This is a genomic window from Kitasatospora hibisci (assembly GCF_043950205.1).
Taxonomy (GTDB): domain Bacteria; phylum Actinomycetota; class Actinomycetes; order Streptomycetales; family Streptomycetaceae; genus Kitasatospora; species Kitasatospora hibisci.
This window is the reverse complement of the sequence record NZ_CP171642.1, coordinates 3,211,867-3,236,330: the sequence shown is the minus strand read 5'-3', so window position 1 is coordinate 3,236,330 and position 24,464 is coordinate 3,211,867. Positions and strand designations below refer to the sequence as shown.

At 74.9% G+C, this 24,464-nt stretch carries 21 protein-coding genes; 8 read left to right on the top strand and 13 right to left on the bottom strand.

Annotated elements, in window-relative coordinates:
* Positions 1-27: 27 nt before the first annotated feature.
* The 3 genes from ACF9IK_RS13715 to ACF9IK_RS13705 all read right to left on the bottom strand — a co-directional run bounded on the left by ACF9IK_RS13715 (position 28) and on the right by ACF9IK_RS13705 (position 2,622).
* Positions 28-660: a DUF1003 domain-containing protein gene (locus ACF9IK_RS13715; RefSeq protein ID WP_395294493.1), complete on the bottom strand. Its 633-nt coding sequence runs from the start codon at positions 658-660 to the stop codon at positions 28-30.
* Complete coding sequence (locus ACF9IK_RS13710) at positions 650-1,933, bottom strand: magnesium transporter MgtE N-terminal domain-containing protein (RefSeq protein WP_395294492.1); 1,284 nt, start codon at positions 1,931-1,933, stop codon at positions 650-652. The genes ACF9IK_RS13715 and ACF9IK_RS13710 overlap by 11 nt, the downstream gene beginning before the upstream one ends.
* Positions 1,934-2,073: 140 nt before the next feature.
* A complete protein-coding gene (locus ACF9IK_RS13705; RefSeq protein WP_395294491.1) occupies positions 2,074-2,622 on the bottom strand; it encodes a hypothetical protein in 549 nt (182 codons plus the stop codon).
* Between the two features lie 138 nt (positions 2,623-2,760).
* Between ACF9IK_RS13705 and ACF9IK_RS13700 the strand changes: the two genes are divergently transcribed.
* On the top strand, positions 2,761-3,702 hold the full coding sequence (locus ACF9IK_RS13700; protein WP_395294490.1) for a DMT family transporter: 942 nt from the start codon (positions 2,761-2,763) through the stop codon (positions 3,700-3,702).
* Positions 3,703-3,717: 15 nt separating this feature from the next.
* Here ACF9IK_RS13700 and corA read toward each other — a convergent pair whose 3' ends face one another.
* The gene (corA, locus tag ACF9IK_RS13695; protein ID WP_395294489.1) at positions 3,718-4,842 is read right to left on the bottom strand and encodes a magnesium/cobalt transporter CorA; all 1,125 of its coding nucleotides are present in this window, start codon (positions 4,840-4,842) and stop codon (positions 3,718-3,720) included.
* 450 nt (positions 4,843-5,292) lie between these two features.
* On the opposite strand from corA, the gene ACF9IK_RS13690 reads away from it, so the two are divergent.
* Entirely contained in the window at positions 5,293-5,955 is a 663-nt protein-coding gene (locus ACF9IK_RS13690; RefSeq protein WP_395294488.1) for a suppressor of fused domain protein, read from the top strand.
* Between the two features lie 176 nt (positions 5,956-6,131).
* Here ACF9IK_RS13690 and ACF9IK_RS13685 read toward each other — a convergent pair whose 3' ends face one another.
* The 5 genes from ACF9IK_RS13685 to ACF9IK_RS13665 all read right to left on the bottom strand — a co-directional run bounded on the left by ACF9IK_RS13685 (position 6,132) and on the right by ACF9IK_RS13665 (position 11,553).
* Positions 6,132-6,992: a PHP domain-containing protein gene (locus ACF9IK_RS13685; RefSeq protein ID WP_395294487.1), complete on the bottom strand. Its 861-nt coding sequence runs from the start codon at positions 6,990-6,992 to the stop codon at positions 6,132-6,134.
* Between the two features lie 46 nt (positions 6,993-7,038).
* Entirely contained in the window at positions 7,039-7,677 is a 639-nt protein-coding gene (locus ACF9IK_RS13680) for a DUF6758 family protein (RefSeq protein WP_238950043.1), read from the bottom strand.
* 316 nt (positions 7,678-7,993) lie between these two features.
* Positions 7,994-8,140: a hypothetical protein gene (locus ACF9IK_RS13675; protein WP_238950056.1), complete on the bottom strand. Its 147-nt coding sequence runs from the start codon at positions 8,138-8,140 to the stop codon at positions 7,994-7,996.
* A 356-nt stretch (positions 8,141-8,496) separates the two neighbouring features.
* On the bottom strand, positions 8,497-9,408 hold the full coding sequence (locus ACF9IK_RS13670) for an alpha/beta fold hydrolase (protein ID WP_395294486.1): 912 nt from the start codon (positions 9,406-9,408) through the stop codon (positions 8,497-8,499).
* A gap of 177 nt (positions 9,409-9,585) precedes the next feature.
* On the bottom strand, positions 9,586-11,553 hold the full coding sequence (locus ACF9IK_RS13665; RefSeq protein ID WP_428846368.1) for a DEAD/DEAH box helicase: 1,968 nt from the start codon (positions 11,551-11,553) through the stop codon (positions 9,586-9,588).
* A gap of 532 nt (positions 11,554-12,085) precedes the next feature.
* Between ACF9IK_RS13665 and ACF9IK_RS13660 the strand changes: the two genes are divergently transcribed.
* Positions 12,086-12,814 carry a ferritin-like fold-containing protein gene (locus ACF9IK_RS13660; RefSeq protein ID WP_395294485.1) on the top strand — a complete coding sequence of 243 codons (729 nt, stop codon included), beginning with the start codon at positions 12,086-12,088 and terminating at the stop codon, positions 12,812-12,814.
* Positions 12,815-12,878: 64 nt separating this feature from the next.
* Here ACF9IK_RS13660 and ACF9IK_RS13655 read toward each other — a convergent pair whose 3' ends face one another.
* The 3 genes from ACF9IK_RS13655 to ACF9IK_RS13645 form a co-directional block, all read right to left on the bottom strand.
* Positions 12,879-13,199: a hypothetical protein gene (locus tag ACF9IK_RS13655; protein ID WP_395294484.1), complete on the bottom strand. Its 321-nt coding sequence runs from the start codon at positions 13,197-13,199 to the stop codon at positions 12,879-12,881.
* 127 nt (positions 13,200-13,326) lie between these two features.
* Entirely contained in the window at positions 13,327-13,554 is a 228-nt protein-coding gene (locus ACF9IK_RS13650; protein WP_238950083.1) for a DUF3107 domain-containing protein, read from the bottom strand.
* A 143-nt stretch (positions 13,555-13,697) separates the two neighbouring features.
* Positions 13,698-14,360 carry a TetR/AcrR family transcriptional regulator gene (locus tag ACF9IK_RS13645; protein ID WP_395294483.1) on the bottom strand — a complete coding sequence of 221 codons (663 nt, stop codon included), beginning with the start codon at positions 14,358-14,360 and terminating at the stop codon, positions 13,698-13,700.
* Between the two features lie 220 nt (positions 14,361-14,580).
* Here ACF9IK_RS13645 and ACF9IK_RS13640 point away from each other — a divergent pair, with 220 nt between their 5' ends.
* The 5 genes from ACF9IK_RS13640 (at position 14,581) to moeZ (ending at position 21,425) form a co-directional block, all read left to right on the top strand.
* Entirely contained in the window at positions 14,581-15,510 is a 930-nt protein-coding gene (locus ACF9IK_RS13640) for an alpha/beta fold hydrolase (RefSeq protein ID WP_395294482.1), read from the top strand.
* A 474-nt stretch (positions 15,511-15,984) separates the two neighbouring features.
* Positions 15,985-17,688, top strand: coding sequence for a DUF3492 domain-containing protein (locus ACF9IK_RS13635; RefSeq protein WP_395294481.1), 1,704 nt, complete (start codon positions 15,985-15,987; stop codon positions 17,686-17,688).
* Entirely contained in the window at positions 17,688-18,839 is a 1,152-nt protein-coding gene (locus tag ACF9IK_RS13630; protein ID WP_395294480.1) for a hypothetical protein, read from the top strand. Before ACF9IK_RS13635 ends, ACF9IK_RS13630 begins: the two co-directional genes overlap by 1 nt.
* Before the next feature lie 130 nt (positions 18,840-18,969).
* On the top strand, positions 18,970-19,968 hold the full coding sequence (locus ACF9IK_RS13625) for an NAD-dependent epimerase/dehydratase family protein (protein ID WP_395294479.1): 999 nt from the start codon (positions 18,970-18,972) through the stop codon (positions 19,966-19,968).
* Between the two features lie 278 nt (positions 19,969-20,246).
* A complete protein-coding gene (moeZ, locus tag ACF9IK_RS13620) occupies positions 20,247-21,425 on the top strand; it encodes an adenylyltransferase/sulfurtransferase MoeZ (protein WP_395294478.1) in 1,179 nt (392 codons plus the stop codon).
* Between the two features lie 96 nt (positions 21,426-21,521).
* Here the strand turns inward: moeZ and ACF9IK_RS13615 are convergent, their stop codons facing one another.
* Positions 21,522-24,341 carry a flippase-like domain-containing protein gene (locus ACF9IK_RS13615; protein WP_395294477.1) on the bottom strand — a complete coding sequence of 940 codons (2,820 nt, stop codon included), beginning with the start codon at positions 24,339-24,341 and terminating at the stop codon, positions 21,522-21,524.
* Positions 24,342-24,464 lie beyond the last annotated feature (123 nt).

Genomic DNA, 24,464 nt, shown 5'->3' with positions numbered 1-24,464 from the left:
CTTAACCGGTCGGTAGCGTGCTGCCGGTCACAGCAACTCGGAGGACTCCCGGCGGTCGTCGATCTCCTTGAGCAGTGACTGGAGTTCGGAGCGGATGAAGTCCCGGGTGGCGACCTCGCCGAGGCCCTGCCGCAGTGCAGCGACCTCGCGGGTCAGGTACTCGGTGTCGGCGATGTTCCGGTCGCTGCGGGCGCGGTCCTGCTCCATGTTGACGCGGTCCCGGTTGTCCTGGCGGTTCTGCGCCAGCAGGATCAGCGGCGCCGCGTACGACGCCTGCAGCGAGAGCATCAGGGTGAGGAAGATGAACGGGTAGTCGTCGAAGCGGACGGCGTCCGGCAGCAGGGTGTTCCACCCCACCCAGACGATGACCACCACCGTCATCCAGACGATGAACCGCCCGGTGCCGAGGAAGCGCGCGATCCGTTCGGAGAGCTGGCCGAAGGCCTCCGGGTCGTAGGTGGGCAGCGTGATCAGGCCGGGCCGGGTGGTACGCGGCTGGTCCAGCCGGGACCGGCCGGGCCCGCCGGAGGACGGCTCGGAGCGCCGTTCGCGGACGCCCTCGCGCGAGCGCAGCTCGCGCAGCTGCCGCAGCTCCCGGAGTTCGCCGTGCAGCCGCTGGCGGAGGCTGTCGTCGCGGCGGCCCTTGCGGTCAGCGTCCACCGGCGGTCTCCCTCTCCTCGGAGAGCCCGTGCAGGGCGGCCTCGCGCCAGTCGTCGGGCAGCAGGTGGTCGAGCACGTCGTCGACGGTGACCGCGCCGACCAGGTGGTCGGCCTCGTCCACGACGGGGGCGGCGACCATGTTGTAGGTCGCCAGGTAGCTGGTGATCAGCGGCAGCGGGGTGTTCGGCGGCAGCGGGTCGAGGTCGTCGTCGACCAGCGAGCCGACCAGGGTGTACGGCGGCTCCCGCAGCAGCCGCTGGAAGTGCACGGTGCCCAGGTACTTGCCGGTCGGGGTCTCGTTCGGCGGGCGGCAGACGAAGACCTGCGCGGCCAGCGCCGGCTTGTTGTCGGAGATCCGCACCCGGGCCAGTGCCTCGGCCACCGTGGCGTCCGGCTCCAGCACGATCGGCTCGGTCGTCATCAGGCCGCCGGCGGTGTTCTCCTCGTACTTCAGCAGCCGGCGGACCGGTTCGGCCTCGTCCGGCTCCATCAGCTGGAGCAGCCGCTCGGCCTCGTCGCCGGGCAGCTCGGAGAGCAGGTCGGCGGCGTCGTCGGGGTCCATCGCCTCCAGGACGTCGGCGGCCCGCTCGTCCTTCAGCTTGCCGATGATCTCGACCTGGTCGTCCTCGGGCAGCTCCTCCAGGACGTCGGCCAGACGCTCGTCGTCCAGCGCTGCGGCGACCTCCGCGCGGCGCTTGGCGGAGAGGTGGTGCATGACGTTGGCGAGGTCGGCGGCGCGCAGCTGCTCGAAGGTGGCGAGCAGGTTGGCGGCGCCCTGGCCCTCCTCCGGCAGGGCGAAACCGGTGACGTCCCGCCACTCCACGGTGAGCGTCTCGCCCCGGGCCTTGCGCAGCCGGCCGACCCGGCCGACCTGCACGAAGACCTTGCCGATCTCCCACTCGCGCAGCCGGGTCTGCACCATGGCCACGTCCAGGACGGTGACCTCCTGGCCCGTCTTGCTCCAGGTGACGGTGCGGTCCAGCAGCTCGCCGAGGACGAGGGTCTCGGAGGAGCGCTGCTCGAACCGGCGCATGTTGATGACGCCGGTGGTGAGCACCTGGCCGGTCTCCAGGCTGGTGACCCTGGTCATCGGCAGGAAGATCCGGCGCCGGCCGATCACCTCGACCACCAGCCCGAGCACCCGGGGCGGCCGCCCGCCCAGGCGAAGCGTGACGACGACGTCGCGGACCCGGCCGACCTGGTCGCCGTTCGGGTCGAACACGGCGATGCCGGAGAGGTGCGAGATGAAGACCCGGCTGCCTGGCCCTGCCATGGACTCCCTCGACTCGCTCGACGCGCTGAGGGGGCGCGAGGCAGCGCCCCGCGGTCAATCTACCCGGGCTCCCCGGGCTCGGCCCGGCGAGCCCGGGGGGCGGTCCGGCGGGCGGGTCCGGCGGACGAGCAGTGGCCGGCTCAGCCGCGGCGGCGCTTGAGCAGCAGCTTGGGCAGGCCGGCCGGGATCGGCATCCGGGTGGTCGCGGGAGTGGGCATCGGGACGGCGGCGTGCGAGGCGTCCGGCATCTCCCCGGGGCGCTCGGTCAGCCCGGCGACCGGCTCCAGCCGGAGCACCCGGCACTCCCGGGCCCAGCGGTCGGTGATGGTGTCGGTGTCCGGTGCGTTCAGCCGCTTGCCCTTGAGCTCCTCGACGGCGCCCCGCCAGGCCTCGCTCCCCGGCTCCAGCACGCGCACCCGGGCCGGCCAGCCGGTCAGCCGGCCGCCCTTGTCCTTGCTGCGGACGGTCACCAGCGCACCACCCCCGCCGGTCAGCCCGTGCAGCGGCTGCTCGCCGCCGTCGCCGACCACCACCACCGCGCCGTCGTGCCAGGCGTGCCAGAGCGCCCGGCTGTGCTCCTCGCCGTCCGCGCGGACCCAGAGCAGGCCGGACTTCTTCGCGGCCTCCTCCAGCAGGGCCCGGTCGAGGAATTCGTCGGCGTTCGCGGCGGCGGCAGGCGTGCGGTCCATGGCGCACAGCGTACGGCTTGCGGCGTCCACGGGGTGTCTCATCCGCCGGGCGACAGTTCCGTGATGGCCGCACGGGCCTTACCTTAGGAGGCCGACCACCGGCCGCCCGGCCGCATCACCACGAACCGGAGGAGCTCCGTGCCCGCCGCCCGGCCCGCGACCGCAGCGTCCGCCAGCACCGCACCCCGCCCCGCCGACCCGGCGGCCCCGGCGCGGCCGCTCCCCAGGATCGACCTGTTGCTGCTCGCCGTCTCGGTCTCCGGCATCTCGCTGTCGGCGCCGCTGATCAGCGCCACCGCCGCACCCGCCCTGGCGATCGCGTTCTGGCGCAACGTCATGTCGGTCGGCGTGCTCGGCCCGTACGCGCTGCTGCGCCACCGCGCCGAGCTGCGCGGGATCGGCCGCCGGCAGCTGCTGCTGGCGGCGGCGGCCGGCGCGCTGCTGGCCGTCCACTTCGCGCTCTGGATGCCGAGCCTGCGGATGACCTCGGTGGCGTCGGCGACCGCGCTGGTCACCACCACCCCGCTCTGGACCATCCTGCTGATGCGGCTGTTCGGCGTCCGGGCGCCCCGGGCGGTCTGGATCGGGACGGCGGTGGCGTTCGCGGGCGTGCTGGTGCTCACCGGGGTCGACCTGTCGCTGTCGCCGCGCGCCCTGCTGGGGGACGCACTGGCGCTCGGCGCCGGCCTCGCGGCGGCCGGTTACATGCTGATCGGCGCCGAGGTCCGCAAGACGGTCAGCACCACCGCGTACACCCTGGTCTGCTACGCGACCACGGCGGTGGTGCTGCTGGCGGTCTGCCTGGTCGCCGGGACGCCGATGGGCGGCTGGCCGGCCGGCGTCTGGTGGCAGATCGCGCTGCTCATGGTCACGGCCCAGCTGCTCGGCCACTCGCTGAGCAACCGGGTGGTGCGCACCCTCGGCCCGTCCGTCACCTCGACCGCCATCCTGCTGGAGACCCCGGGCGCCGCGCTGATCGCGGCGCTCTGGCTCGGCCAGTGGCCGCCGGCGGCGGCCTACCCGGCCGTGCTGCTGATCCTCCTCGGGCTGGTCCTGGTGGCGCGAGGCGGCCGCCGGTAGCGGCCGGGAGGGGCGCTACAGCCAGCCGTTGCGGCGGAACCCGCGGTACATCCCGACGCAGATCAGGACGACGCTGCCGAGCACCATCGGGTAGCCGTACTTGTGGTGGAGCTCCGGCATGTACTCGAAGTTCATCCCGTAGACGCCGGTGATCATGGTGGGCACGGCGAAGATCGCCGCCCAGGCGGTGATCTTGCGCATGTCCTCGTTCTGCGCCACCGAGACCTGCGCCAGGTTGGCCTGGAGCAGCGAGTTCAGCAGCTCGTCGAAGCCGTGCACCTGCTCGGTGACCCGGGCGAGGTGGTCGGCGACGTCCCGGAAGTACTTCTGGATGTCCGGGTCGACCAGCCGCTGCAGCGGCTCGGAGAGCTGCTGCATGGGCCGCAGCAGCGGCGTCACCGCCCGCTTGAACTCCAGCACCTCGCGCTTGAGCTGGTAGACCCGTCCGACGTCGGTGCCCCGGCCGCCGCGGTTGGAGAAGACGTCGAACTCGATCTCGTCCACGTCGGTCTGCAGCCGGTCGGCGACCAGCAGGTAGTTGTCCACCACCTGGTCGGCGATCGCGTGCAGCACCGCGGACGGGCCCTTGGCCAGCAGCCCGGTGCCGTCGGCGTCGGCCTCCAGCCGGTGCCGCAGCTCCTGCAGCGAGCTGTGCCCGCCGTGCCGGACGGTGATCACGAAGTCCCGCCCGGCGAAGACCATCAGCTCACCGGTCTCCACCACCTCGCTGTTCGGGGTCAGCTGGTCGTGCTCGACGTAGCGGATCGTCTTGAAGACGGCGAACAGCACGTCGTCGTAACGCTCGACCTTGGGCCGCTGGTGCGCGTGCACCGCGTCCTCGACCGCCAGCGGGTGCAGGCCGAAGCGCTGGGCGATGCCCTCGAACTCGGCCTCGGTCGGCTCGTGCAGCCCGATCCAGCTGAACGATCCTGCACCGTCGGGCAGTTGCTGCGAGGCCTTGACGCGGCGAACGGCCTCGCGCGGGGTGCAGCTGTCGCCGCTGCGCTTGCCGTGCTGGTACACCGCGCAGTCCACCACGGCAGAGGTGGACGCGCCGGGGTTGATCGAGTCGAACAGGCCGGCCGCCGAGCGGCGGCGGTTGGTGCGGACGGCGGCGCGCAGGCTGTTGATCATCGACATGGCAGGCTCCCTGGGGCAGGAGCCGCCGCACGGCGGCGCGGTGGTGCAGGCCGTGGTGCGACGGCGGAGGAACACCGGTGTGGAAGGCGTCCGCGGTCGGTCCTCGGCCTTGCTGGGGCACGCGCTGGAACGACCGGACGCCGGTGGGGTGCTCTCCCGGCCGGTCCGACGCCGCCTCGGCGATCCGCGAACGCGGCGATCACAGCTCTCGTGGGTGCTGTTTCAGCCTGCGTGGCGAGGGGTACGGGGAAGGCGTCCGGGCCGGGTAGAGCTGCCGGTACTGCATGGTCGGCTGGTATCCACCGCAACCACCTCCTTCGCGCCGCTGCCCCGGTGGAAGGATCCCCGGTGGCCAGTCGCTCACACTAACATCTGACCGGCCATTGGCGCTGCGGTGTTCCGGCGGCGGCCGTGCGGGCCCGGCGGGTGGCCCGGGTTACGCTCACCGGCATGGCGCACGACTTCCCGCTCTTCGGCGACCCCTCGGGCACGTCCGGCCACTCCGGCGGCCACGATTCCTCCGGCCTTACCCGGGAGGCGGTGCTGGCCGCCGTCGAGGCCCGGCTGCTGACCACCTTCGGTGAACCGAGCGGCCGCGCCGCGGTCACCTTCCTCGGGACGGACCGGATCGAGGTGCTGCGCTTCGGCCCCGACACCGAGGGCCTGGTCCGCTACGCGACGCTCGGGATGTCCGCGGCCCCGATGGCCGACCCGACCTCGCCGGTCGCCGACCAGGTCCGTGGCCCGCGTGCCGAACTGGTCCTGACGGTCCGTGGGGGCCGCGACGGCGTGCTCCGCGCGCTGGCCACCTTCGCCGCGACGCCGCAGGTGGAGGGCCTGGTGGTGGCCCCGGGTGGCTCGCTCGACCTCGGCTCCGCGCTCTGGGAGGGCGCGCCGTTCACCTCGGTGCTGACCGCCGAACCGGGCGGCCTGGTGCCCGATCTGGAGCTGGACGAGCCGGCCGATCCGGTCCGCTTCCTGCCCCTGCTGCCGATGACCCCCAACGAGGCCGGCTGGAAGCGGGTGCACGGGGCGGCCGCCCTGGAGGAGCGCTGGCTCAAGCACGGGACCGACCTGCGCGACCCGGAGCGCCGTGCGGTGCCGCTGGACTGACCGCGACTCAGCCGATGCGGCGTCAACCCGGCCGGGTGGCGCCTTGACTCCGGGGCCGGAGTCGGGCCCGGCGCCGCATCTGCGCCGCACCACGGTGGACGCTCCCGCACCCCGGCGCACGAGCCGGGGCCGCACTCGGGGCACCAGCGGCTTCGCGCCCGTCGCCGGGCTCGCTCTCAGCCGCCGATGGGCTTCGCGCCGGTCGCCTGGGCCACCAGCGCCTCGTAGACGGCGGGATCGGTGGTGTGCTCGCCGAGCCGGACGGTCTTGCGGGCGCCGTGGTAGTCGCTGGACCCGGTGACCAGCAGGCCGAGGTCGCCGGCCAGCGTGCGCAGGTGCTCCCGGGCGGCCTCGTCGTGGTCCGTGTGGTCGACCTCCAGTGCCGCCAGACCGGCCGCCGCGAGGTCCGCGATCACCTGGTCGGGGACGGTGCGCCCGCGCTTGACCGCGCCCGGGTGGGCGAAGACCGGCACCCCGCCGGCCGCCCGGACCAGCCGGACCGCCTCGACCGGGTCGGTCTCGTGCTTGCGGACGTCCGCCCGACCGCCGTTGGCCAGCCACTCCGGGGAGAACGCGTCCGAGACGGTGGCCACCACGCCGGCCTCGACCAGCGCGCTGGCGATGTGCGGACGGCCCACCGAGCCCGCGCCCGCGATCCGCTGGACCTGTTCCCAGCTGACGTCCGCGCCAAGGTCCCGGCACCGCTCGACGATCGCCCGCCCGCGCCGGAACCGGTCGGTGCGCACCAGCTCGCGCTCCTGCGCGAAGGCCGGCTCGGCCGGGTCGAACAGGTAGGCCAGCAGGTGCATGCTGATGCCCTCGACGACGCAGGACAGCTCGGCGCCCGGAACAAGGGTCAGCCGGCTGCCCGCGGGCAGCGCGTGCACGGCCTCGGCGGCCTCGGCGTGCCCGGCCACCGTGTCGTGGTCGGTCAGCGCCACGACGTCCAGGCCCGCGGCGACCGCTGCCGCGACCAGCTCGGCCGGGCTGTCGGTGCCGTCGGACGCGTTGCTGTGGGCGTGCAGGTCGATGCGCACGGGCGGGGCTCCCTGGGGTCGGCTGGCGCCCAGGATAGTGCGGCGGTCAGCCGAGCAGGCGGGGGGAGAGCGCCCCGCAGGGCAGCAGGTCCAGCTCGGCACCGGCCTCGCGCAGGTCGGTGAGGACCAGCTCGTCGTACATCACCAGGGCCGACTGCTCCGGCCAGGCCACCGCCCAGAGCCAGAGCCCGCGGGCCTCGCCGACGAAGACCGCGCGGTCGGCCGGGGCGTCCGGGACGTGGAACATCGGGGTGGGCCGCCCGGCCGCCATCAGCTTGGCGTCGGCAGGCTTGTAGAGCGCGACGGACTCGCCCGGGTCCGGTCCGGCCAGCCCCGCGTACCGGGCGCCGAGGCCGACGCCGAGCTCCTCCGCGACCAGGACGAGCTCCCCGAAGCCGCCGAGCGGCGCCGGGCCGGAGCAGGCGACGGCGGTGGCCCGGGCCCCCGAGACGTCGTCGCCGACGTGCGCGATGCCGGTGAACAGCCAGCCGACCGGGAGCGGCCAGGGCAGCCAGACGGGGACCTGCGAGCGGGCGACGGCCACGCCGAGCGCCTCCACGCTCGGGGGCAGCACCGGCTGCATCGGGTGCACGGCGCCGTGCCGGTCGCACTGCCAGGTGTCTGAGAACAGACCGGGGGCGCGGACCCGACCGGCGCACCTCGGGCAGCTTGGCTCGCCCCTCATAGCCGACAACGCTCCTCCCTCCGGACCGCCGCGTCAAGGACGATCACCCGTACGGAGGGCTCGGCGGCACCTGTCGGTGGCGGCGCCCGGCCCCGCGCAGGGTGGGCGCGAAACGGGCGGCTCCCGGTAGGGGATGTCCAGCCGCGGGCGGCGGCAAACGTCGGCCCGTCCGGGCGGCGGCGGAGCCGGACGCACTGACGCCTCGTCATCGCTGGTGCGGCGACGGGGCGTCAGTCGGGTATCGGAACGTCGGAGTCGGACGGTCCCGGCTCTTCGGCGGCGGGTGAGGTCTCAGGGGCGGGGGCGCCGCGCCGGGTCAGACGGTCGGGCACGGGCGGATGAGCAGGCGTTCGCCGGTGCTGGCCGCGGCCTGGACCAGTTCGCGGACGGTCTCGGCGTCGGCGATCAGGCGGTCGGTGGCGGTGCCGTGGGCGTCGTCCAGGCGGAGGATCTCGAAGCGCATGGGCGTCTCCTTTCCCGGCCCCGTCGGACGGGGCGGTCGTGGCTGAGTCGGTATCAGCCCTTTCTCGGTCTGTCGGGTCGAACGGTCGACGGGGTCGACGGTCTGCTGCGGCAAAAGGGCTCCCCCTGCTTGCCGGGCACGCCTGGTCCCTCATGAACCACTGTCGCGTGGTGCTGCTACCGGGCCGTTGCCCGTCCGTGAAATCCGGGTTTCGGCGGATTCGCGCCGACGTCGATGGCGACGATGGTTCCCGGACAGAATCAAATATTACCGCAACTAACGAATTATGTCCCGCGGATTGTCCCGCGGCCTGCCCTGCGGGCCGCCGCGGGGCGGGCCTTCGGCAGGCCGTGTGGCTAGGCCCCGGCCGGCGCCTGGGCCCAGAATCCGGCCAGGGCCTCGGCGGTGGCGGCGGGCTGCTCGGCGTTGGGGGAGTGGCCGGCGTCCTCGACCACCACGCGGCGGGCGCCCAGCCGCTCCGCCATCGCCGTCTGTTCCGGCACCGGCCAGGCGTAGTCCCGGACACCGGAGAGCACCAGGACCGGCAGTTCGGCCGCGGTCGCCGCTGCCGCGAGCCCGTCCACCCGGTCCGGCGCGGCGACCAGGTGCCCGCCGGTGGTGGCGAGCGCCTGCGGCACGTTGGCCACCCAGCGGCGGTGCAGGAAGTCCGACACCTCGGGGGCCGGACGGCGCGCCGGATCGCCGGAGCCCTCCTCCATCTGCTGGAGCACCTGCCAGATCTCCTCCAGGCTCATCGTCGGCAGCACCGACAGCAGCAGCTTGGTCCGCTCCGCCTCCGCCGGGTCGATCGCGCCCGGGCCGGTGGACATCAGGGTCAGCGACCGCCAGGGCAGCGGGCCCTCGGTCGCGGCCGCGAGGACGGCCTCGCGGACCACCTGGCCGCCGAAGGAGTGGCCCAGCAGGTGAAGCGGGCCGGCGTCGCCCCCGCGCTCGGACCGCAGAACGGCGGAGAGCTCCCGGACGTCCGCACCCAGCGCGTCGACGGCGTACTCCGCCGGGTCGTCCGAGCCGCCGGTCTCGTACTGCCCGCGCTGGTCGATCGCGGTCACCCGGTAGCCGGCCGCCGCCAGGGGCTCCAGCAGCGCGATGAAGTCCTCCTTGCTGCCGGTGAAGCCGGGCACCAGCAGCGCCGACCCGCGTACCGCGCCGGCCGGCTCGGCCCGCAGCGCGGCGAACTCCCCGCGCGCGGTCGCCAGCCGCAACGGGCGCGCGCAGTGCGGGAGGGTGAGGAACGGCGGGGTGCTCATGGGCGGATCTCCTGGGGCTCCTGCGGTGCGGCCGGCGGCCGGGGTGACCGGCCGGTAACCCCCGAGGGTAGCCGGGCGGACACCCCCGGGGCCGGGCGGTCGGCCGGCCGAAGCCGGAGGGGGCGGTCCGGCCCCGACGGGGATCCGGACCGCCCCCTCCGGGCGGTGCGTCGGCGGTCAGCCCTCCGGCGTGGCCTCGGGCGCCGCGGCGGCCGGACGGCGGGTCCGGGTCCGGCGGCGCGGGGCCGGGGCCTCGGCCGGGGCGTCGCCGCCGGCCTCCGGGGCGGCAGCGGCCTCGGAGGCCGGCTCGGCCTTCGCCTTGGCCCGGCTGCGGGTGCGCTTGGCGGCCGGCTTCTCCGCGGGCGCGTCGGCGGCCTGGGCGGCCGTCGGCGCGGTCTCCTCGGCGACCGCGGCCGGAGCCTCGGCCACCGCGGCGACGGCGGTCTCGCCCGCGGCGGTGCTGCGCGGACGGCGGCGGCGACGGCGCGTAGCCGCGCCCTCGGCGCCCTCGGCGGCCGGCACGGCCGGAGCCTCGACGGCGGCGGCCTCGACGGCCTCGGCGACGGGCGCGGTGGCCGCGTCGCCCGCGACCGCGGTGCCACCGCGGGTGCGACGGCGCTCACGGGTCCGGCGGGCCGGCTTCTCCTCGGTGGTCGCGGCGGCGTCGGACCGGCCGGAGCCGCCCCGCGAGCCGTTCCGGCCGCGGCCGCCGGCCGAACGCGAACCGCGCCCGCCGGTCTCGCCGAGGTCCTCGACCTCCTCGGCGTTCAGGCCGGCCCGGGTGCGCTCGGAACGCGGGAGCACACCGGTGGTGCCCTTGGCGATCTTCAGCAGCTCGTACAGGTGCGGCGAGGTGGAGTAGGTCTCCTCCGGCTCGTTGAACGGCAGGTCCAGCGCCTTGTTGATCAGCTGCCAGCGCGGGATGTCGTCCCAGTCCACCAGCGTGACGGCGGTGCCGGACGCGCCGGCCCGGCCGGTGCGGCCGATCCGGTGCAGGTAGGTCTTCTCGTCCTCGGGGCACTGGTAGTTGATGACGTGCGTGACGCCCTCGACGTCGATGCCGCGGGCCGCGACGTCGGTGCAGACCAGCACGTCGACCTTGCCGTTGCGGAACGCCCGCAGCGCCTGCTCGCGCGCGCCCTGGCCGAGGTCGCCGTGGACGGCGCCGGCCGCGAAGCCGCGCTGGGTCAGCTGGTCGGAGACGTCGGCGGCGGTGCGCTTGGTCCGGCAGAAGATCATGCACAGCCCGCGGCCGTCGGCCTGGAGGATGCGCGAGACCATCTCCACCTTGTCCAGCGAGTGTGCACGGAAGATGTGCTGCTCGATGTTGGCGACGGTGGTGCCGGTGTCGTCCGGAGCGGTGGCCCGGATGTGGGTCGGCTGGCTCATGTACCGGCGGGCGAGGCTGATGACCTGGCCAGGCATGGTGGCCGAGAACAGCAGGGTCTGCCGCTTGGCCGGCAGCATGGTGAGGATCTTCTCGACGTCCGGCAGGAAGCCCAGGTCGAGCATCTCGTCGGCCTCGTCCAGGACGAGCGAGCGGACCTTCGACAGGTTCAGCTTCTTCTGGCCCGCCAGGTCGAGCAGGCGGCCCGGGGTGCCGACGACGATGTCGACGCCCTTGTTCAGCGCCTCGACCTGCGGCTCGTAGGCCCGGCCGCCGTAGACGGCGAGCACCCGTACGTTGCGGACCTTGCCGGCGGTCTGCAGGTCGTTGGTGACCTGGGTGCAGAGCTCGCGGGTCGGGACGACGATCAGCGCCTGCGGGAACTCGGAGAGCTGCTCCTCCGCGGCCCGGCCGGCGTCGACGTCGGCGCGGACGACGACGCGCTCGATCAGCGGGAGGCCGAAACCGAGCGTCTTGCCGGTGCCGGTCTTGGCCTGGCCGATGACGTCGTGGCCGGTCAGCGCGACCGGGAGGGTCATCTCCTGGATGGGGAAGGGGTGGACGATGCCGACGGACTCCAGGGCCTCGGCGGTCTCCGGGAGGATCCCCAGGTCCCGGAAGGTGGTCTTGGTCGGTTCTGCGGTGGTGGACAGGGTGCTGCCTCTTCCGTGTGGAGGGGCCGAGAGCGAGCGGCGGGCGGGCAGCCGCGCGGCTGTGTACGGGCCTGGACGGCCCTGAATACAGCTGCGCGGACGCACAACCGCGCCGGTCCCTGCGGCCGGCCGGTCCGCGCGGCCCGGTGACGGGGCGCGGTCTCGGCGGCGTCGGGGAGGATTCCCGTGAGGGACCTGCGCGGGACCTGCGCCGGGCTGGCGTGGTCTCGGCGGCCCTCGCTCGGCCACTGATGCGGTGCCAAGGCTTGAAGTCCAAGCCATGGTCGGAGCCGATCGGCTCTCCGACCGGGCATCCGCGTACGTGAGTACCCGGCTTCCGGTGCGGGCACGTCCGTCGGACGGCGCCGCTTCGGAGCGGACTCGCCGGGGCCACCGAGACGGCGGTGACACCGTGCAAGCACTACGGGTCTCCCTACCACCATACAGTCACGCGACGACTCGAACACGTGACGCCGGTGACACCCCAGGTGGCGGGGCCCGTCGGCGGTGCGCCGGGGCGGGGTCCTCCGGTGCCGTCCCGGCTGCTCCGGAGGGGTCCGGGAGGCCCGGCCCGCCGCCCCGGTCCGGGCGGCGGGCCGCGTGTGCGCAGGCCCCGGCCGGACTAAGGTGGCGGGTCATGGAGACGCATGGTGAGACGCAGGACATCGCGGCCGGCTCGATCGGGGACTGGGCGAGCCGCTCGGCCGACCCGGGGTACCGCGCGGCCGTGCTGGACCTGCTCGGCGCCCTCGCGTACGGCGAGCTGAGCGCGTTCGAGCGGCTCGCCGAGGACGCCAAGCTCGCGCCGGACCTCGCCGACAAGGCGGCGCTGGCCCGGATGGCCTCCGCCGAGTTCCAGCACTACCAGCGACTGCACGACCGCCTCGCCGAGGTGGGTGCGGACCCGCAGGAGGCGATGCGGCCGTTCGTCGAGCCGCTGGAGCTGTTCCACCGGATGACCGCGCCCTCGGACTGGCTGGAGGGCCTGGTCAAGGCGTACGTCGGCGACGCGATCGCCACCGATTTCTACCGCGAGGTGGCGGTCCGCCTGGACGACGACACCCGCGAGCTGGTCCTCGGCGTGATGTCGGACACCGGCCACGCCCAGTTCGCCGTCGACAAGGTCCGGCAGGCGATCGAGGCCGACCCGCGGGCCGGCGGCCGGCTCGCGCTCTGGGGCCGACGGCTGATGGGCGAGGCGCTCAGCCAGGCCCAGCGCGTGGTCGCCGAGCGGGACGCGCTCTCCAACCTGCTGGTCGGCGGCGTGCAGGTGCAGGGCTTCGACCTGGTCGAGGTCGGCAAGATGTTCAACCGGATCACCGAGGCGCACACCAAGCGGATGGCCGCGCTGGGCCTCGCCTCCTGACGTCTGCGGCTGGCGCCCGGGCCCGCGGGGGGCGGGGCCCGGCCGGCCCTGACGCGGGAACGGGTCAGGCGTGCCGGTGGCGCCGGTGCGCTCCGCCGGCCCGGTGCGGCCGGTGCCGGTGCGCGGGCAGCCGTCCGTCCGCGAGGTCCGGCCGGGCCAGGACCGAGGTGAGCAGGCCCGAGACGACCGCCGAGGCCGCGATGCCGACCCCCGGGAACGCGCCGTCCAGGGTGAAGTGCACGATCACCCCGCCGAGCAGCGCGGCCACCAGGGCCGTCCCCGCCGTCAGCGCCCGGCCGCCCGGGAAGTGGGAGGGAAACGACACCAGTGCGCCCGCGCCGACGATCAGGCCGATGAGGGCGAAGGCGAGCGTCTCGACCGGCAAGGGTGCCTCCCCTGGGCTGCGGGCGTGCGGCACGGGGCGTCCGCACCCTGGCCGTACCCCGGTGCACCCGGCCGTACACGCGACGGTGCCCCGCCCCCCGGTGGGGGACGGGGCACCGCCGGACGACTCAGAGCGTGCCGAAACCGACCTTGCGGGCGGCCTGCTCGCCGATCTCCACGTACGCCAGGCGCTCGGCCGGGACGATGACGCGGCGGCCGTGCTCGTCGGTCAGCGTGAAGAGCTTCTCGGTGCCCTCCAGCGCCTTGGCGACCGCGCTCTGGACCTCATCGGCAGTCTGCGAGCTCTCGATCACGATCTCGCGCGGCGCGTTCTGCACGCCGATCTTGACCTCCACGGCTTCCGTCCCTCCGGGGTTGCAGCCATCCACGCGCGGTACCGGACCACCTGGGACAGGCGATCGCGGCGACCGCGCCGTACGGCTTCACCATAGAGCACGGGATCAAGGCCGAGGCGAAGGTCGGCCGATCACCCCGCGGCTCACTGCTCCGCGGCCGGGGCCTCGGCCGACTCGGCGCCGGGGTGCATCGGGAAGCCCTTCAGGCCGCGCCAGGCCAGGCTCGCGACCAGTCGGACCGCCTCGTCGCGCGGGATCTCCAGGCCCTGCGAGAGCCAGTAGCGCGCGGTGATCTGGGCCAGGCCGCAGACGCCGGCGGCGAGCAGCTTGGACTCGGCCTCGGGGAGGTCGGTGTCCTCCTGGATGACCTGGCTGACGAGGGTCGCGCTGGCCTCCGAGGCCCGCTCGACGCGCTCGCGCACGGCCGGCTCGTTGGTCAGGTCGGACTCGAAGACCAGGCGGAAGGCGCCGGACTCGCTGGAGACGTAGTTGAAGTACGCCTCCATGGTCGCCGCGACCCGCAGCTTGTTGTCGGTGGTCGTCGAGAGCGCCTCGCGGGTCGACTCGACCAGGGCGTCGCAGTGCTTGTCGAGCAGCGCCAGGTAGAGCTCCAGCTTCCCGGGGAAGTGCTGGTACAGCACCGGCTTGCTGACCCCGGCGCGGTCGGCGATGTCGTCCATGGCGGCCGCGTGGTAACCCTGCGCGACGAACACCTCCTGGGCGGCACCGAGCAGTTGTTCACGGCGGGCGCTTCGCGGCAGGCGGGCACCGCGCGGGCGCTCCTGCGCCTCCTGGATGGCCGTCACGGCGCTCCTCACTTCACGGGTTGTTCGGGGCTGGCAAGGTGACCGATTCTACTTTTCGGTAACCGCGTTCGCGCTTGGCGAGCCTGAGAAAAGCACGGAGCCCCCTTGTCGGGAGCCCACAATAGGCGCTGACCACGGGCAACGGCAGTGGTGCGACAAGGTCTGGGACGGCGGTCCCGATCGGGGCCGGGCGGCCGCTGGCTCACTACCATCGTCCACCATGAGCAGCGCTGAGCAGCAGATACGCCCGGAGGCGGGCCGGCCCGCACCGTTCCGCACGGTCGAGGTGCCCGGGGCGGTGCTCGCGGTGCACCGCTCCGAGGCGGCCGGCAGCCCCGTCGACGGGCGCGCGCCGGCCCTCTTCGTGCACGGCCTCGGCGGCTCGGCCGCCAACTGGACGGGCCTCATGGCGCGGCTGGACGGCCTGGTCGACGGCGAGGCCGTGGACCTGCCCGGCTTCGGCCGCTCCGCGCCGCCGGCCGACGGCAACCTCACCGTCAACGGTCACGTCCGCGCGGTGATCGGCTACCTGGAGGCGGCCGGCCGCGGCCCGGTCCACCTCTTCGGCAACTCGCTCGGCGGAGCGGTCTCGGTCCGGCTCGCCGCCCTCCGGCCGGACCTGGTGCGCAGTCTCACACTGATCTCGCCCGCGCTTCCCGAGCTGCCGCCGCAGCGGTACGCCTGGCCGACCGGTCTGCTCGCGGTGCCCGGTGTCCCGGCTCTGCTGCGCCGGCTGCCGGCCAACGGCCGCACCCCCGAGGAGGCCGCCGAGGGGCTGCTGCGCCTGGTCTACGGCGACCCGGGCGCCCTGCCGCCGGCCACCCGGGCCGAGGCGGTGGCCGAGTACCGGCGGCGGATCGAGGTGCCGTACGCGATGCAGGCGCTGGTCGGCTCGGCGCGCGGGATCGTCACGGCGTACACCGAGCGCGGGGACCAGGCGCTCTGGCGGCAGGCCCGCCAGGTGAAGGTGCCGACGCTGCTGGTCTACGGGCTGCGCGACAAGCTGGTCTCCTACCGCTCGGCGCGGCGTGCCTGCGCGGCGTTCGAGGACTCCCGGCTGCTGGTCCTGCCGGACTCCGGGCACGTGGCGATGATGGAACACCCCGACGAGGTGGCCCGCGCGGTGCGGGAGCTGCTCGCCCGGGCCTGAGCGGTGCGGGGCCGCTGGTGCGGGCGGAGCGGGGCCGCTCGCGTGGACGCCGTCGGCACGGGGCCGGCGGAAGGTCCGGCGTGCCCGGCTGGGCGGCGGACCGCCCGCCGGCCGGGCGGCGGTAACGCCCTCGTTCGCGGCGAGGTCACGCCGGTTCACTCGTTCAGGTGGCAGCCAGGCATGTGACCGATGGATTGCCGGGGGCCGGTCCTACCTTTCTGCTGTCGGACCGAACTGGTGTGGGGGAGTCGCGGCCACCGGAGTACCCCCGGGATGTCCGGAGGGCGTGGCCGCAGGCAGACGGGTCGGCAGGGCCGGTGCGACCGCCGGCCGTGGCCGCCGTGTGCCCGGCCGTCCGGGCTCCCCCACCCCGGGCTCCTCCCCGCGCCGTCCCGCGGGGCCCCGGGCGCCGGCCGTGGCCGCTCAAGCAATCCGTCGATCCGCTCCCGATCCGTTCTGCCCTGGAGGTCTCCCGTGCGCGTTGCTCTGCTCACCGAGGGTGCGCGTCCGCACTCCCAGCGTGGCCTCGGCGGCTGGTGCGCCCGACTGGTCGACGGCCTGCGGGAACACGACTTCGAGCTGTACGTGCTGGACGGTCGCGCCGGGCCCGGGATCGCCGGGAGCCCGCGCGGCCGGTGCCTCGGCGTGCACGAGCTGGCGCTCTGGGGGCGCCGCCCGGCCGGCCGGGCACCCGGGGCGCTGCGCAGACGCCAGTACGCACGGGCGTACGAGGAGGTGGTCCGGGCGCTGGTGGTGCCGGGCGCTCGGGCCGGCTTCGGTGCCGGGCTGTACCGGCTGGCCGCGCTCGCCGCCGAGGACGGCACGCTGCCCGCCTTCCTGGCCTCCGCGCACGCCCGCCGCACCCTGGAGCGGGTCTGGCACGGCCCGGGCGCCGACACCTCGGCCGGCCAGCCGCTGGTCTGCGACGTGCTGGTGGCCGCGGACCTGCTGGAGCAGTGCCTGCGCCCGCTCTCCGCGCCCTGGTACGGCACCGGGCCCGGCGGGCTCGGCGCGGCGGACCTCTGCCACGTGGTCGGCGGCGGCCCGGCGGCGCTGCCCGCGCTGGTGGCGAAGCGGCTGCACGGGGTGCCGTTCGTGGTCACCGAGCACGGCCTGCACCTGCGCGAGCAGTACCTCGGCTACCGCGAGGCGCCGTACCGGTGGCCGGTCCGGGTGCTGCTGCTCTCCTTCTTCCGGGCGCTCACCGAGGAGACCTACCGGCAGGCCGCGATACTCACCCCCGGCAGCGCCCACGACCAGGACTGGCAGCGGCGCTGCGGCGCCGACCCGGCGCGGACCCGGGTGGTCTACGAGGGCACCCCGGCGGTGTCCCGGGCGGCGGCCGGCCCGGAGCCGGCCGTCCCCACCCTGGTCTGGGCCGGGGCGCTGGAGCCGGGGCGCGACACCGAACTGGCGCTGCACGCCTTCGCACGGGTCCGGGCGGAGCAGCCCGGGGCACGCCTGCTGATCCACGGTGAGGAGGCGGTCCGCGGCTACCGGGCGCACTGCGAGGCGGTGGCCGAGCGGCTGGGGGTCGCCGGGGCGGTGGAGTTCGCCGGGCGGCCGGAGTCGCTGGCGCTGGCCTGGGAGGGCGGCACGGTGATCGTCTTCTCGGCCCTCGCCCAGAGCGGGCCCGGCCTGCTGGCCGACGCGATGCTGAGCGGGCGGGCCGTGGTCTCGACCGATGTCGGGGTGGCCCGGGAGGTGGTCGGCCCGACCGGGCTGCTCGTCCCGCCCCGGGACCCGCAGGCGCTGGCGGCAGCCTGCCTCGCACTGCTGCGTGACGAGGAGCGGCGGGCCCGGCTCGGGCTGGCCGGGCGGTTGCGGGCGCAGGAACGCTTCGCCGTGGAGCCGGTGATCGGAGCCTTCCGGGAGATCTACCTGGAGCTGGTCTCGCAGTGGCCGGCCTTCCCGGCGGCCGGGGCCGGCGGTGCGGCCGCCGCGCCGCCGCGCCCGTTCGCCCGGCCCGCCGAGTACTGGCTGGCCGACCGCCGGGGCGCGGGGCGTGCCGGGGAGGACGCAGCCCCGGTCGGTGCGGGTCGTACGGCGGTCACGGTCGGTGCGGGTGCGGGTGCGGGTGCGGGTGCGGGTGCGGGTGCGGGTGCGGAGGGCGCCGCGACCCCGGACGGCGCCGGTTCGGCGGCCGACCGGGCGGGTGCCCTCGCGGAGGCGGTCTGATGGCCGGCCAGCGGGCCGCCCGGGAGCGGGCGGCGGTCGGGGCCCCCGGTGCCGACCCGGTCCGGGAGGTGATGGCGGAGCACCGTGAGCTGTGCGAGCGCGCCGCCGACCCGCTGGAGATCGCCGCCGGGCTGGAGGCGGCCGGGCTGGGCCCGGCGGCGGCTGCGCGCTGCCGGCACGCCGACCTGTTCTCGCTCGCCGAGGAGCTGTACGCCCGGGTGCCGCGCCGGCCGCCCGCGCTGCGGGCGGCCGGGCCGCCGGAGAGTCGGCAGCGGCGCTGCGGCGGGGCGCTGCGGTCGGCGGTGCTGACGGCCCTGCCGGTCGCGGCGGCCGCCGGGCTGGGTGGCCGGTGGCCGGTGCTGCTGCCGGCCGCGGTCCCGCTCGTGCTGCTGCCGGGCGCGCCCGCCGAGGAGGCCCCGCCGGCCCGGGTCGCGGCGGGCGCGGCCGATTCGGAGGCCGCCGCAGGGCGTGAGCTCGGCCCGCAGGCCGCGCCCTGGCCGGCCGGAGCCCCGGCGGGGGTGCCGCCCAGCCGCTGGCGGCCGGCCGTGCTCGGCCACCGCGCCGGGGTGGCCGTGCTGCTGCTGCTCCCGCTCGCTCCGTCCGGTGCCGGGCCGGCGGACGGCCGGGTGACGGCCGCGCTGGTGCTGGCGGCCGCGCTGTCGGTCGGCTCGGCCGAGTGGGCCGCCGGCTGGTTCCGGCACGTCGGCCGGGGCCACCTGCGGGCCGCCGGCACCCTCGCCGAGTTCCGGGCCCGGATGCGGCCGGTGCTGCCGGTGGCGGTCGCCCTGCACCTGGCGGTGCTGGCGGTGCTCAGCTTCGCCGCGCTCGCCGTGCTGACGGCCGTCGCGCCCCGCCCGGGGCCGGGCGACGGCGGCGGGCTGCTGCACCTGGTGGCCGAGCGTGCCGAGCCCGTCCAGTGGGCGGCGCAGGGCGTGCTCGGGCTGCTGCTGGTGCTGCCGGCGCTGCTGGCGCACTGCGGCCGCAGCGGCGCCGCTGCGCTGGGTGCTCTGGCCGGGGCGGTCGCCACCGCGCTGCCGCCGGTCCTGGGCCGGCCCGCTCCGGCGGCCGGGCTGCTCGCCGGCGGGGCCGTCGCGCTGGCGTTGCTGGCGTACGCGTGGCCGGCGCTCGGCCGGGCCGGTGCGCACCGCTGAGCGCCGCCGCCGGCCGGTCGGCGCCGCTCCCGGCTTCCGGCCCCGTTCTTCTCGAACTCCGTCTCACCATCCGTCTCACACTCTGTCCGCCAGGTCGTACCCGACCTCGCTTCGTGGAAGGACACCCCCGATGAGGGTGCTGCTGCTGGGCGCCGACGGCTTCATCGGCCGCCGGGTCACCGATCGTCTGCTCGTGGACCAGGAGTTGCAGGTGACGGTGCTCGGCCGGCGTGACTCGGCCGACATCCGCTTCGACCTGACCACCGGCAGTCCGGGCGCGCTGGCCCGGTTCCTGGACGCGGTTGCGCCCCAGGTGGTGATCAACTGTGCGGGCGCCACCTACGGCAGCTCGCGCACCCTGATCCGGGCCAACACGCTGGCCGTCGCCACCGTCTGCGAGGCGATCCGGCGCAGCCGCGAGCCCGCCCGGCTGGTGCACGTCGGCTCGGCGGCCGAGTACGGCCCGGTGCCGGGCGGGGTGCCGGTCTCGGAGAGCGCCGAGCCGCGCCCGGTCGGCCCGTACGGGGTGTCGAAGCTCGCCGGGACGGAGCTGGTGCTGGCCTCCGGGCTGGACGCCGCGGTGCTGCGGGTGTTCGACGTGGTGGGCCCGGGTGCGCCGACCGCCTCGCTGTTCGGGCGCCTGGCCGAGGGGTTGCGGCGGGCGCTGGAGCGGGACGAGGCGCAGGTGCGGATGCCCGACCTGTCCGGATACCGGGATTTCGTGGACGTCCGGGACGTCGCGCGGGCGATTCGGGCGGCGGCCGTGTCGGCGGCCACCGGGGTGATCAACATCGGCAGCGGGCACGCCGTCCGGGCCCGGGAGGCGGCCCAGCTGCTGGTCCGGGCATCGGGCTTCGAGGGGGCCGTGGTCGAGGAGAACCGGCAGGTCATGCTCCCTGCGCAGGCCGGCGGGCCGGCCGAGCACGGCGTTCCGCACCTGGGCCACCACCTGCCGGGCCACCGGGGGCCGGAGCCGCGGCCGGCCGAGGGGAGGGTCGCGGCGGGTGAGCCGGTGCCGTGGCGGCAGGCGGACGTGCGGACCGCCCGGGACCGTCTCGGCTGGCGGACGCAGGTGCCGCTGGAGGAGTCGCTCGGGGACGTCTGGCTGGAGACGGCCTGCCGGGTCTGAGCGGTGGAGGGCGGCGGGCGCGCCCACCGCCCCGAGGGCGCAACGGCCCCCGCGGGGCGGGCCGGCGGGCCCGCGGCCGGCCCGCGGCCGGCGGTTCCCCCGGGGGCGGGCACGGTTCCAGCATCCGAGGGCGCCCGTCTCGCCCATCGGACGGGCTGTCTCGGAATACCGGTGCGGCATGACACTGTTGGCGTAGCAGAGCCACCCCGTCGGTGGCGTCGTGCAAGTCCGAAGAGGTTGGCCCCCGGCCGCCTGAACCGACGACCATCGGAGTCCCCGTGTCGCTGCCACCCCTGGTCGAGCCGGCCGCCGAGCTCACCGTTGACGAGGTCCGCAGGTACTCCCGCCACCTGATCATCCCCGACGTGGGGATGGCCGGGCAGAAGCGGCTGAAGAACGCCAAGGTGCTCTGTGTCGGCGCCGGCGGCCTGGGCTCGCCCGCGCTGATGTACCTGGCCGCGGCGGGCGTGGGCACGCTGGGGATCGTCGAGTTCGACGTGGTGGACGAGTCCAACCTGCAGCGGCAGATCATCCACGGCCAGTCGGACGTGGGCCGCTCCAAGGGCGAGTCGGCGCGGGACTCCGTCAAGGAGATCAACCCCTACGTCAACGTGATCCTCCACGAGGAGCGCCTCGACAACTCCAACGTCATGGAGATCTTCTCCGGCTACGACCTCATCGTCGACGGCACCGACAACTTCGCCACCCGCTACCTGGTGAACGACGCCGCGGTGCTGCTCGGCAAGCCGTACGTGTGGGGTTCGATCTACCGCTTCGACGGCCAGGCGAGCGTCTTCTGGGCCGAGCACGGCCCCTGCTACCGCTGCCTCTACCCGGAGGCCCCGCCGCCGGGCATGGTCCCGTCCTGCGCCGAGGGCGGCGTGCTGGGCGTGCTCTGCGCGTCGATCGGCTCGATCCAGGTCACCGAGGCGATCAAGCTGCTGGCCGGTGTCGGCGAGCCGCTGGTCGGCCGGCTGATGATCTACGACGCCCTGGAGATGAACTACCGCCAGGTGAAGGTCCGCAAGGACCCGAACTGCGCGCTCTGCGGCGAGAACCCGACCGTCACCGAGCTGATCGACTACGAGGCCTTCTGCGGCGTCGTGTCGGAGGAGGCGCAGGCCGCGGCCGCCGGCTCGACGATCACCTCGAAGCAGCTCAAGCAGTGGCAGGACGACAAGGAGGACATCTTCCTCGTCGACGTCCGCGAGCCCGGCGAGTACGAGATCGTCAACATCCCCGGCGCCCTGCTGATCCCGAAGAACGAGTTCCTGATGGGCAACGCGCTGGAATCGCTGCCGCAGGACCGGAAGATCGTCCTGCACTGCAAGTCGGGCGTGCGCTCGGCCGAGGTGCTGGCCGTGGTGAAGTCGGCAGGCTTCGCCAACGCCGTCCACCTCGGCGGCGGCGTGCTCGGCTGGGTGAACCAGATCGAGCCGCACAAGCCGGTCTACTGACCGGCGTCCGTCCGCAGACGCCGAAGGGGCCCGCCGGAGCGATCCGGCGGGCCCCTTCGGCGTCTTCGGGTGACGGTGCCGTTCCCCGGGCGGCCCCTACAGCGCGCCCTTGCGCTGCAGCACGTTGTAGGAGATCCAGCCGGGCAGCACCGGCAGCCAGAAGGTGAGCGCCCGGTAGAGGAAGACCGCCGGGGTGGCGACCGCCGGCGGCACGTCGGCCACCGTGAGCGCACCGATCAGGGCGACCTCGACCGGGCCGATGCCGCCGGGGGTGGGGATGGCGGAGCCGGCCGCGTTGGCGGTCAGGAAGACCACCGCGACCGCCGAGAAGCTGATCGAGCCGCCGAAGGCCTGCACCGAGGCGTCCAGGCAGGCGGTGAAGGAGAGGGTCAGCAGCAGGATGCCGCCGAAGCCGGTGACCAGCTTGCTCGGCGTCTGCATCAGGTCGAGCATCCGCGGCACCACGCCGAAGAACAGCGAGCGCAGCCGGTTCAGTACGAACCGCCGCAGCGGGGCGACGGCCGCGATCACCAGGGAGAGCACGGCGGCGGTCAGCACGCCGATGATCACCGCGCGGGAGGCCGAGAGGTCCCCGTTGTTCTGGCTGCCGGTGATCAGGCCGAAGCTGAACAGCAGCAGCAGGTGCCCGGCCAGGCCGGCCAGCTGGGACGCACCGACCGAGGCCACCGCCTGCCCGGAGCGGATCCCGGCCTTCTGCAGGTAGCGGGTGTTCAGCGCGATGCCGCCGATCGCCGCCGGGGCGACCAGCTTGACGAACGACCCGGCCAGCTGGGCCGCCACCGTCCGCCGGAACGGCAGCTTCTCCGGCACGAAGCCGGTCAGGCTCATCGACGCGGCGACGTAGCTGAAGGCGGCCCCGGCGAGGGCCACCGCCGCCCAGGCCCAGTTCATCTGGGAGAGCTTGAGCTGGGCCGGCTTGATGGTGGTCAGCGCCAGGTAGGCGGCGAAGGTCAGCGCGATCACCATGATCAGGCTCTTCGGCTTGAGCCGTTCCAGCTTGGCCGGCTCCATCGGCGCCTCGGGGGCGATCTGGAGGATCTGGCCGCGGATCCGGCTGAGCAGGTCCTCGCCGGCCGCCGCGATGTCCTCCTCGGCCTGCTGCTGGGTGCGCTCGCCGGCGGCGACCTGTTCCAGCGCCCGGGCCTGGGCCGCGGTCTTCCGCTCCTTGCTCAGCTTCTTCAGGTCGACCCGGGTGGAGCGGCTCATCCCGACCGGCTGGAGCAGCGGCAGCGCCTGGGCGACCCGGTCCGGTCCGAGCACCCCGTTGGCGGTGGCGACCGCCCGCTCCGGGCCGATCCGCAGCGCGAAGGTGGTGAGCAGCTGGGCGACGTCGATGCGCAGCGTCAGGTCGGTCGCGGCGATGTCCCCGCCGGAGAGGTTGACCAGGCAGGCAGTCTTCTCGTCGACGACCAGAAGCGACTCGCCGGTGAGCCGGCGGTGGGCGATCCGGCGCTCGTGCAGGGCGGCGACGGATTCCCAGAGCGAGGCCATCACCTGGTCGGTGACCTCGTCGGCGGTGAGGTTGTCGAGGGTGCGGCCCTCGACGTTCTCGTAGACCAGGATCGCGGCGTCCGGCCCCAGCTCGGAGGTGGCGACCAGCTGCGGGGCGCGGGCGCCCGAGGCGGCGGCCGCGTAGGCGATCAGCGCCTCCTGCTCCAGCGCCTGGCGCAGCGACTGCGGGCTGCGCCGGACGGCCACCGAGCGCAGCCGCAGCCGTCGCCAGGCGCGGTAGAAGAAACCGGACGCCTGCTGTTCGCGGTCGATGATGTGGACGTCCAGCGGCGGGCCGCTCTGCTGGGCGACGAAGTAGCGGCGGGTGCCGCCGGGCGCGTCCTGGGCGCGGTGGGCGCTGGCCGGGGTGAAACCGACCTTGCGCAGGCCGATCATGAGGTGCTGACCGGTGGGCCGGATGTTCGGGGAGCCGATCGCGTACAGCGTGCCGTAGGCGACGGACCAGCCGATCAGGACGGTGAGCACCAGCGACAGCGGGGTGGTGTAGCCGCCGAGCAGCTCGGTGATCCCGCTGAAGACGACCACCACCCAGAGGGCGACCCGCCAGCGGGGCCGGCTCGACATGCCGACCGCGGTCATGTAGGCGATCACCGGAGCCAGGTAGCCGTGCACCGGGTCGGTCAGGGTGCTGGTGCTGTCCAGCGGGAACCGGGTGAGGGCCTCCCGGATGTGCTCGGAGGCGCCCTCGGCGACCCACCAGTCGATGCCGAGCGAGACGCCGTAGGCGAGCACTGAGGCGAGCACGCCGTCGGCGACCCGCAGGCCGTCGCGTTTGATCAGCCGCTCGACCGCGAAGGCGAGCGGGACGGCGAGGACCGCGACACTGGAGACCAGGCCGGTGATGGTGGAGAGCACCGGGGAGAACCGCGGTGCGTTGGAGGCGATGTCTATCTCGATGCCGGTGGTGGTCGAGGTCGCCACGCCGGCCAGGACGAAGACGGCGACGATGCCGAGGACCCCGGCAAGAAAGCGGATCAGGTCGGACGGCCGGTGCGCGCGGGCGGCGAGCAGCGGTTCGTCGACGTCCAGGTGCGGGGTGTCGCCGTTCGCCTCGTCCGTCTCGCCCGGATCGATCGCCCGGTCCGCCTCGGGCTCGGCCGGGGCCGGCGGCTGGTGGGCCGCCGCGGCCCCGTGCCCGTTGACCGGCGCGGCCGGCTGGGCCGGTACGGCGGACTGCGCCGCCTCGACCGCGGGTACGGGTGCGGTGCCGGGTGCCGCTGCGGCCCCGGTGTCGGTCTGCTGAGGGGTCTTGATCGTCCGGTCCTTGATCAGGGAGACTACCGGCGGCGGCTCGGCGCCGGGTGCGCCGGAGGGTGCCGCGGACCGCGCGTCGGCGGACTCGTCGGAGTCCTCGTCCACGCCCACGTCAGCCGTCCCGGTCATCTGGTCTTGTCCTCGTATCACCACTCACCGCCCCGAAGATGGTGGCATGCCTCGGCGCCCCGTGCTGGACAGGGGGCGGATCGGGCGCGGCGGATCGTTCGTACCGGACCGCCGCTCCGCCCC

What these genes read in the sequence shown, in the direction of transcription:
- ACF9IK_RS13660 (WP_395294485.1), top strand. Translation starts at nt 12,086, where the DNA reads ATGGAGACGCATGGTGAGACGCAGGACATCGCGGCCGGCTCGATCGGG.
- ACF9IK_RS13625 (WP_395294479.1), top strand. Translation starts at nt 18,970, where the DNA reads ATGAGGGTGCTGCTGCTGGGCGCCGACGGCTTCATCGGCCGCCGGGTC.
- corA (WP_395294489.1), bottom strand. Translation starts at nt 4,842, where the DNA reads ATGTCGATGATCAACAGCCTGCGCGCCGCCGTCCGCACCAACCGCCGC.
- ACF9IK_RS13710 (WP_395294492.1), bottom strand. Translation starts at nt 1,933, where the DNA reads ATGGCAGGGCCAGGCAGCCGGGTCTTCATCTCGCACCTCTCCGGCATC.
- ACF9IK_RS13615 (WP_395294477.1), bottom strand. Translation starts at nt 24,341, where the DNA reads ATGACCGGGACGGCTGACGTGGGCGTGGACGAGGACTCCGACGAGTCC.
- ACF9IK_RS13675 (WP_238950056.1), bottom strand. Translation starts at nt 8,140, where the DNA reads ATGCGCTTCGAGATCCTCCGCCTGGACGACGCCCACGGCACCGCCACC.
- ACF9IK_RS13630 (WP_395294480.1), top strand. Translation starts at nt 17,688, where the DNA reads ATGGCCGGCCAGCGGGCCGCCCGGGAGCGGGCGGCGGTCGGGGCCCCC.
- ACF9IK_RS13680 (WP_238950043.1), bottom strand. Translation starts at nt 7,677, where the DNA reads ATGAGGGGCGAGCCAAGCTGCCCGAGGTGCGCCGGTCGGGTCCGCGCC.
- ACF9IK_RS13690 (WP_395294488.1), top strand. Translation starts at nt 5,293, where the DNA reads ATGGCGCACGACTTCCCGCTCTTCGGCGACCCCTCGGGCACGTCCGGC.
- ACF9IK_RS13640 (WP_395294482.1), top strand. Translation starts at nt 14,581, where the DNA reads ATGAGCAGCGCTGAGCAGCAGATACGCCCGGAGGCGGGCCGGCCCGCA.
- ACF9IK_RS13705 (WP_395294491.1), bottom strand. Translation starts at nt 2,622, where the DNA reads ATGGACCGCACGCCTGCCGCCGCCGCGAACGCCGACGAATTCCTCGAC.
- ACF9IK_RS13670 (WP_395294486.1), bottom strand. Translation starts at nt 9,408, where the DNA reads ATGAGCACCCCGCCGTTCCTCACCCTCCCGCACTGCGCGCGCCCGTTG.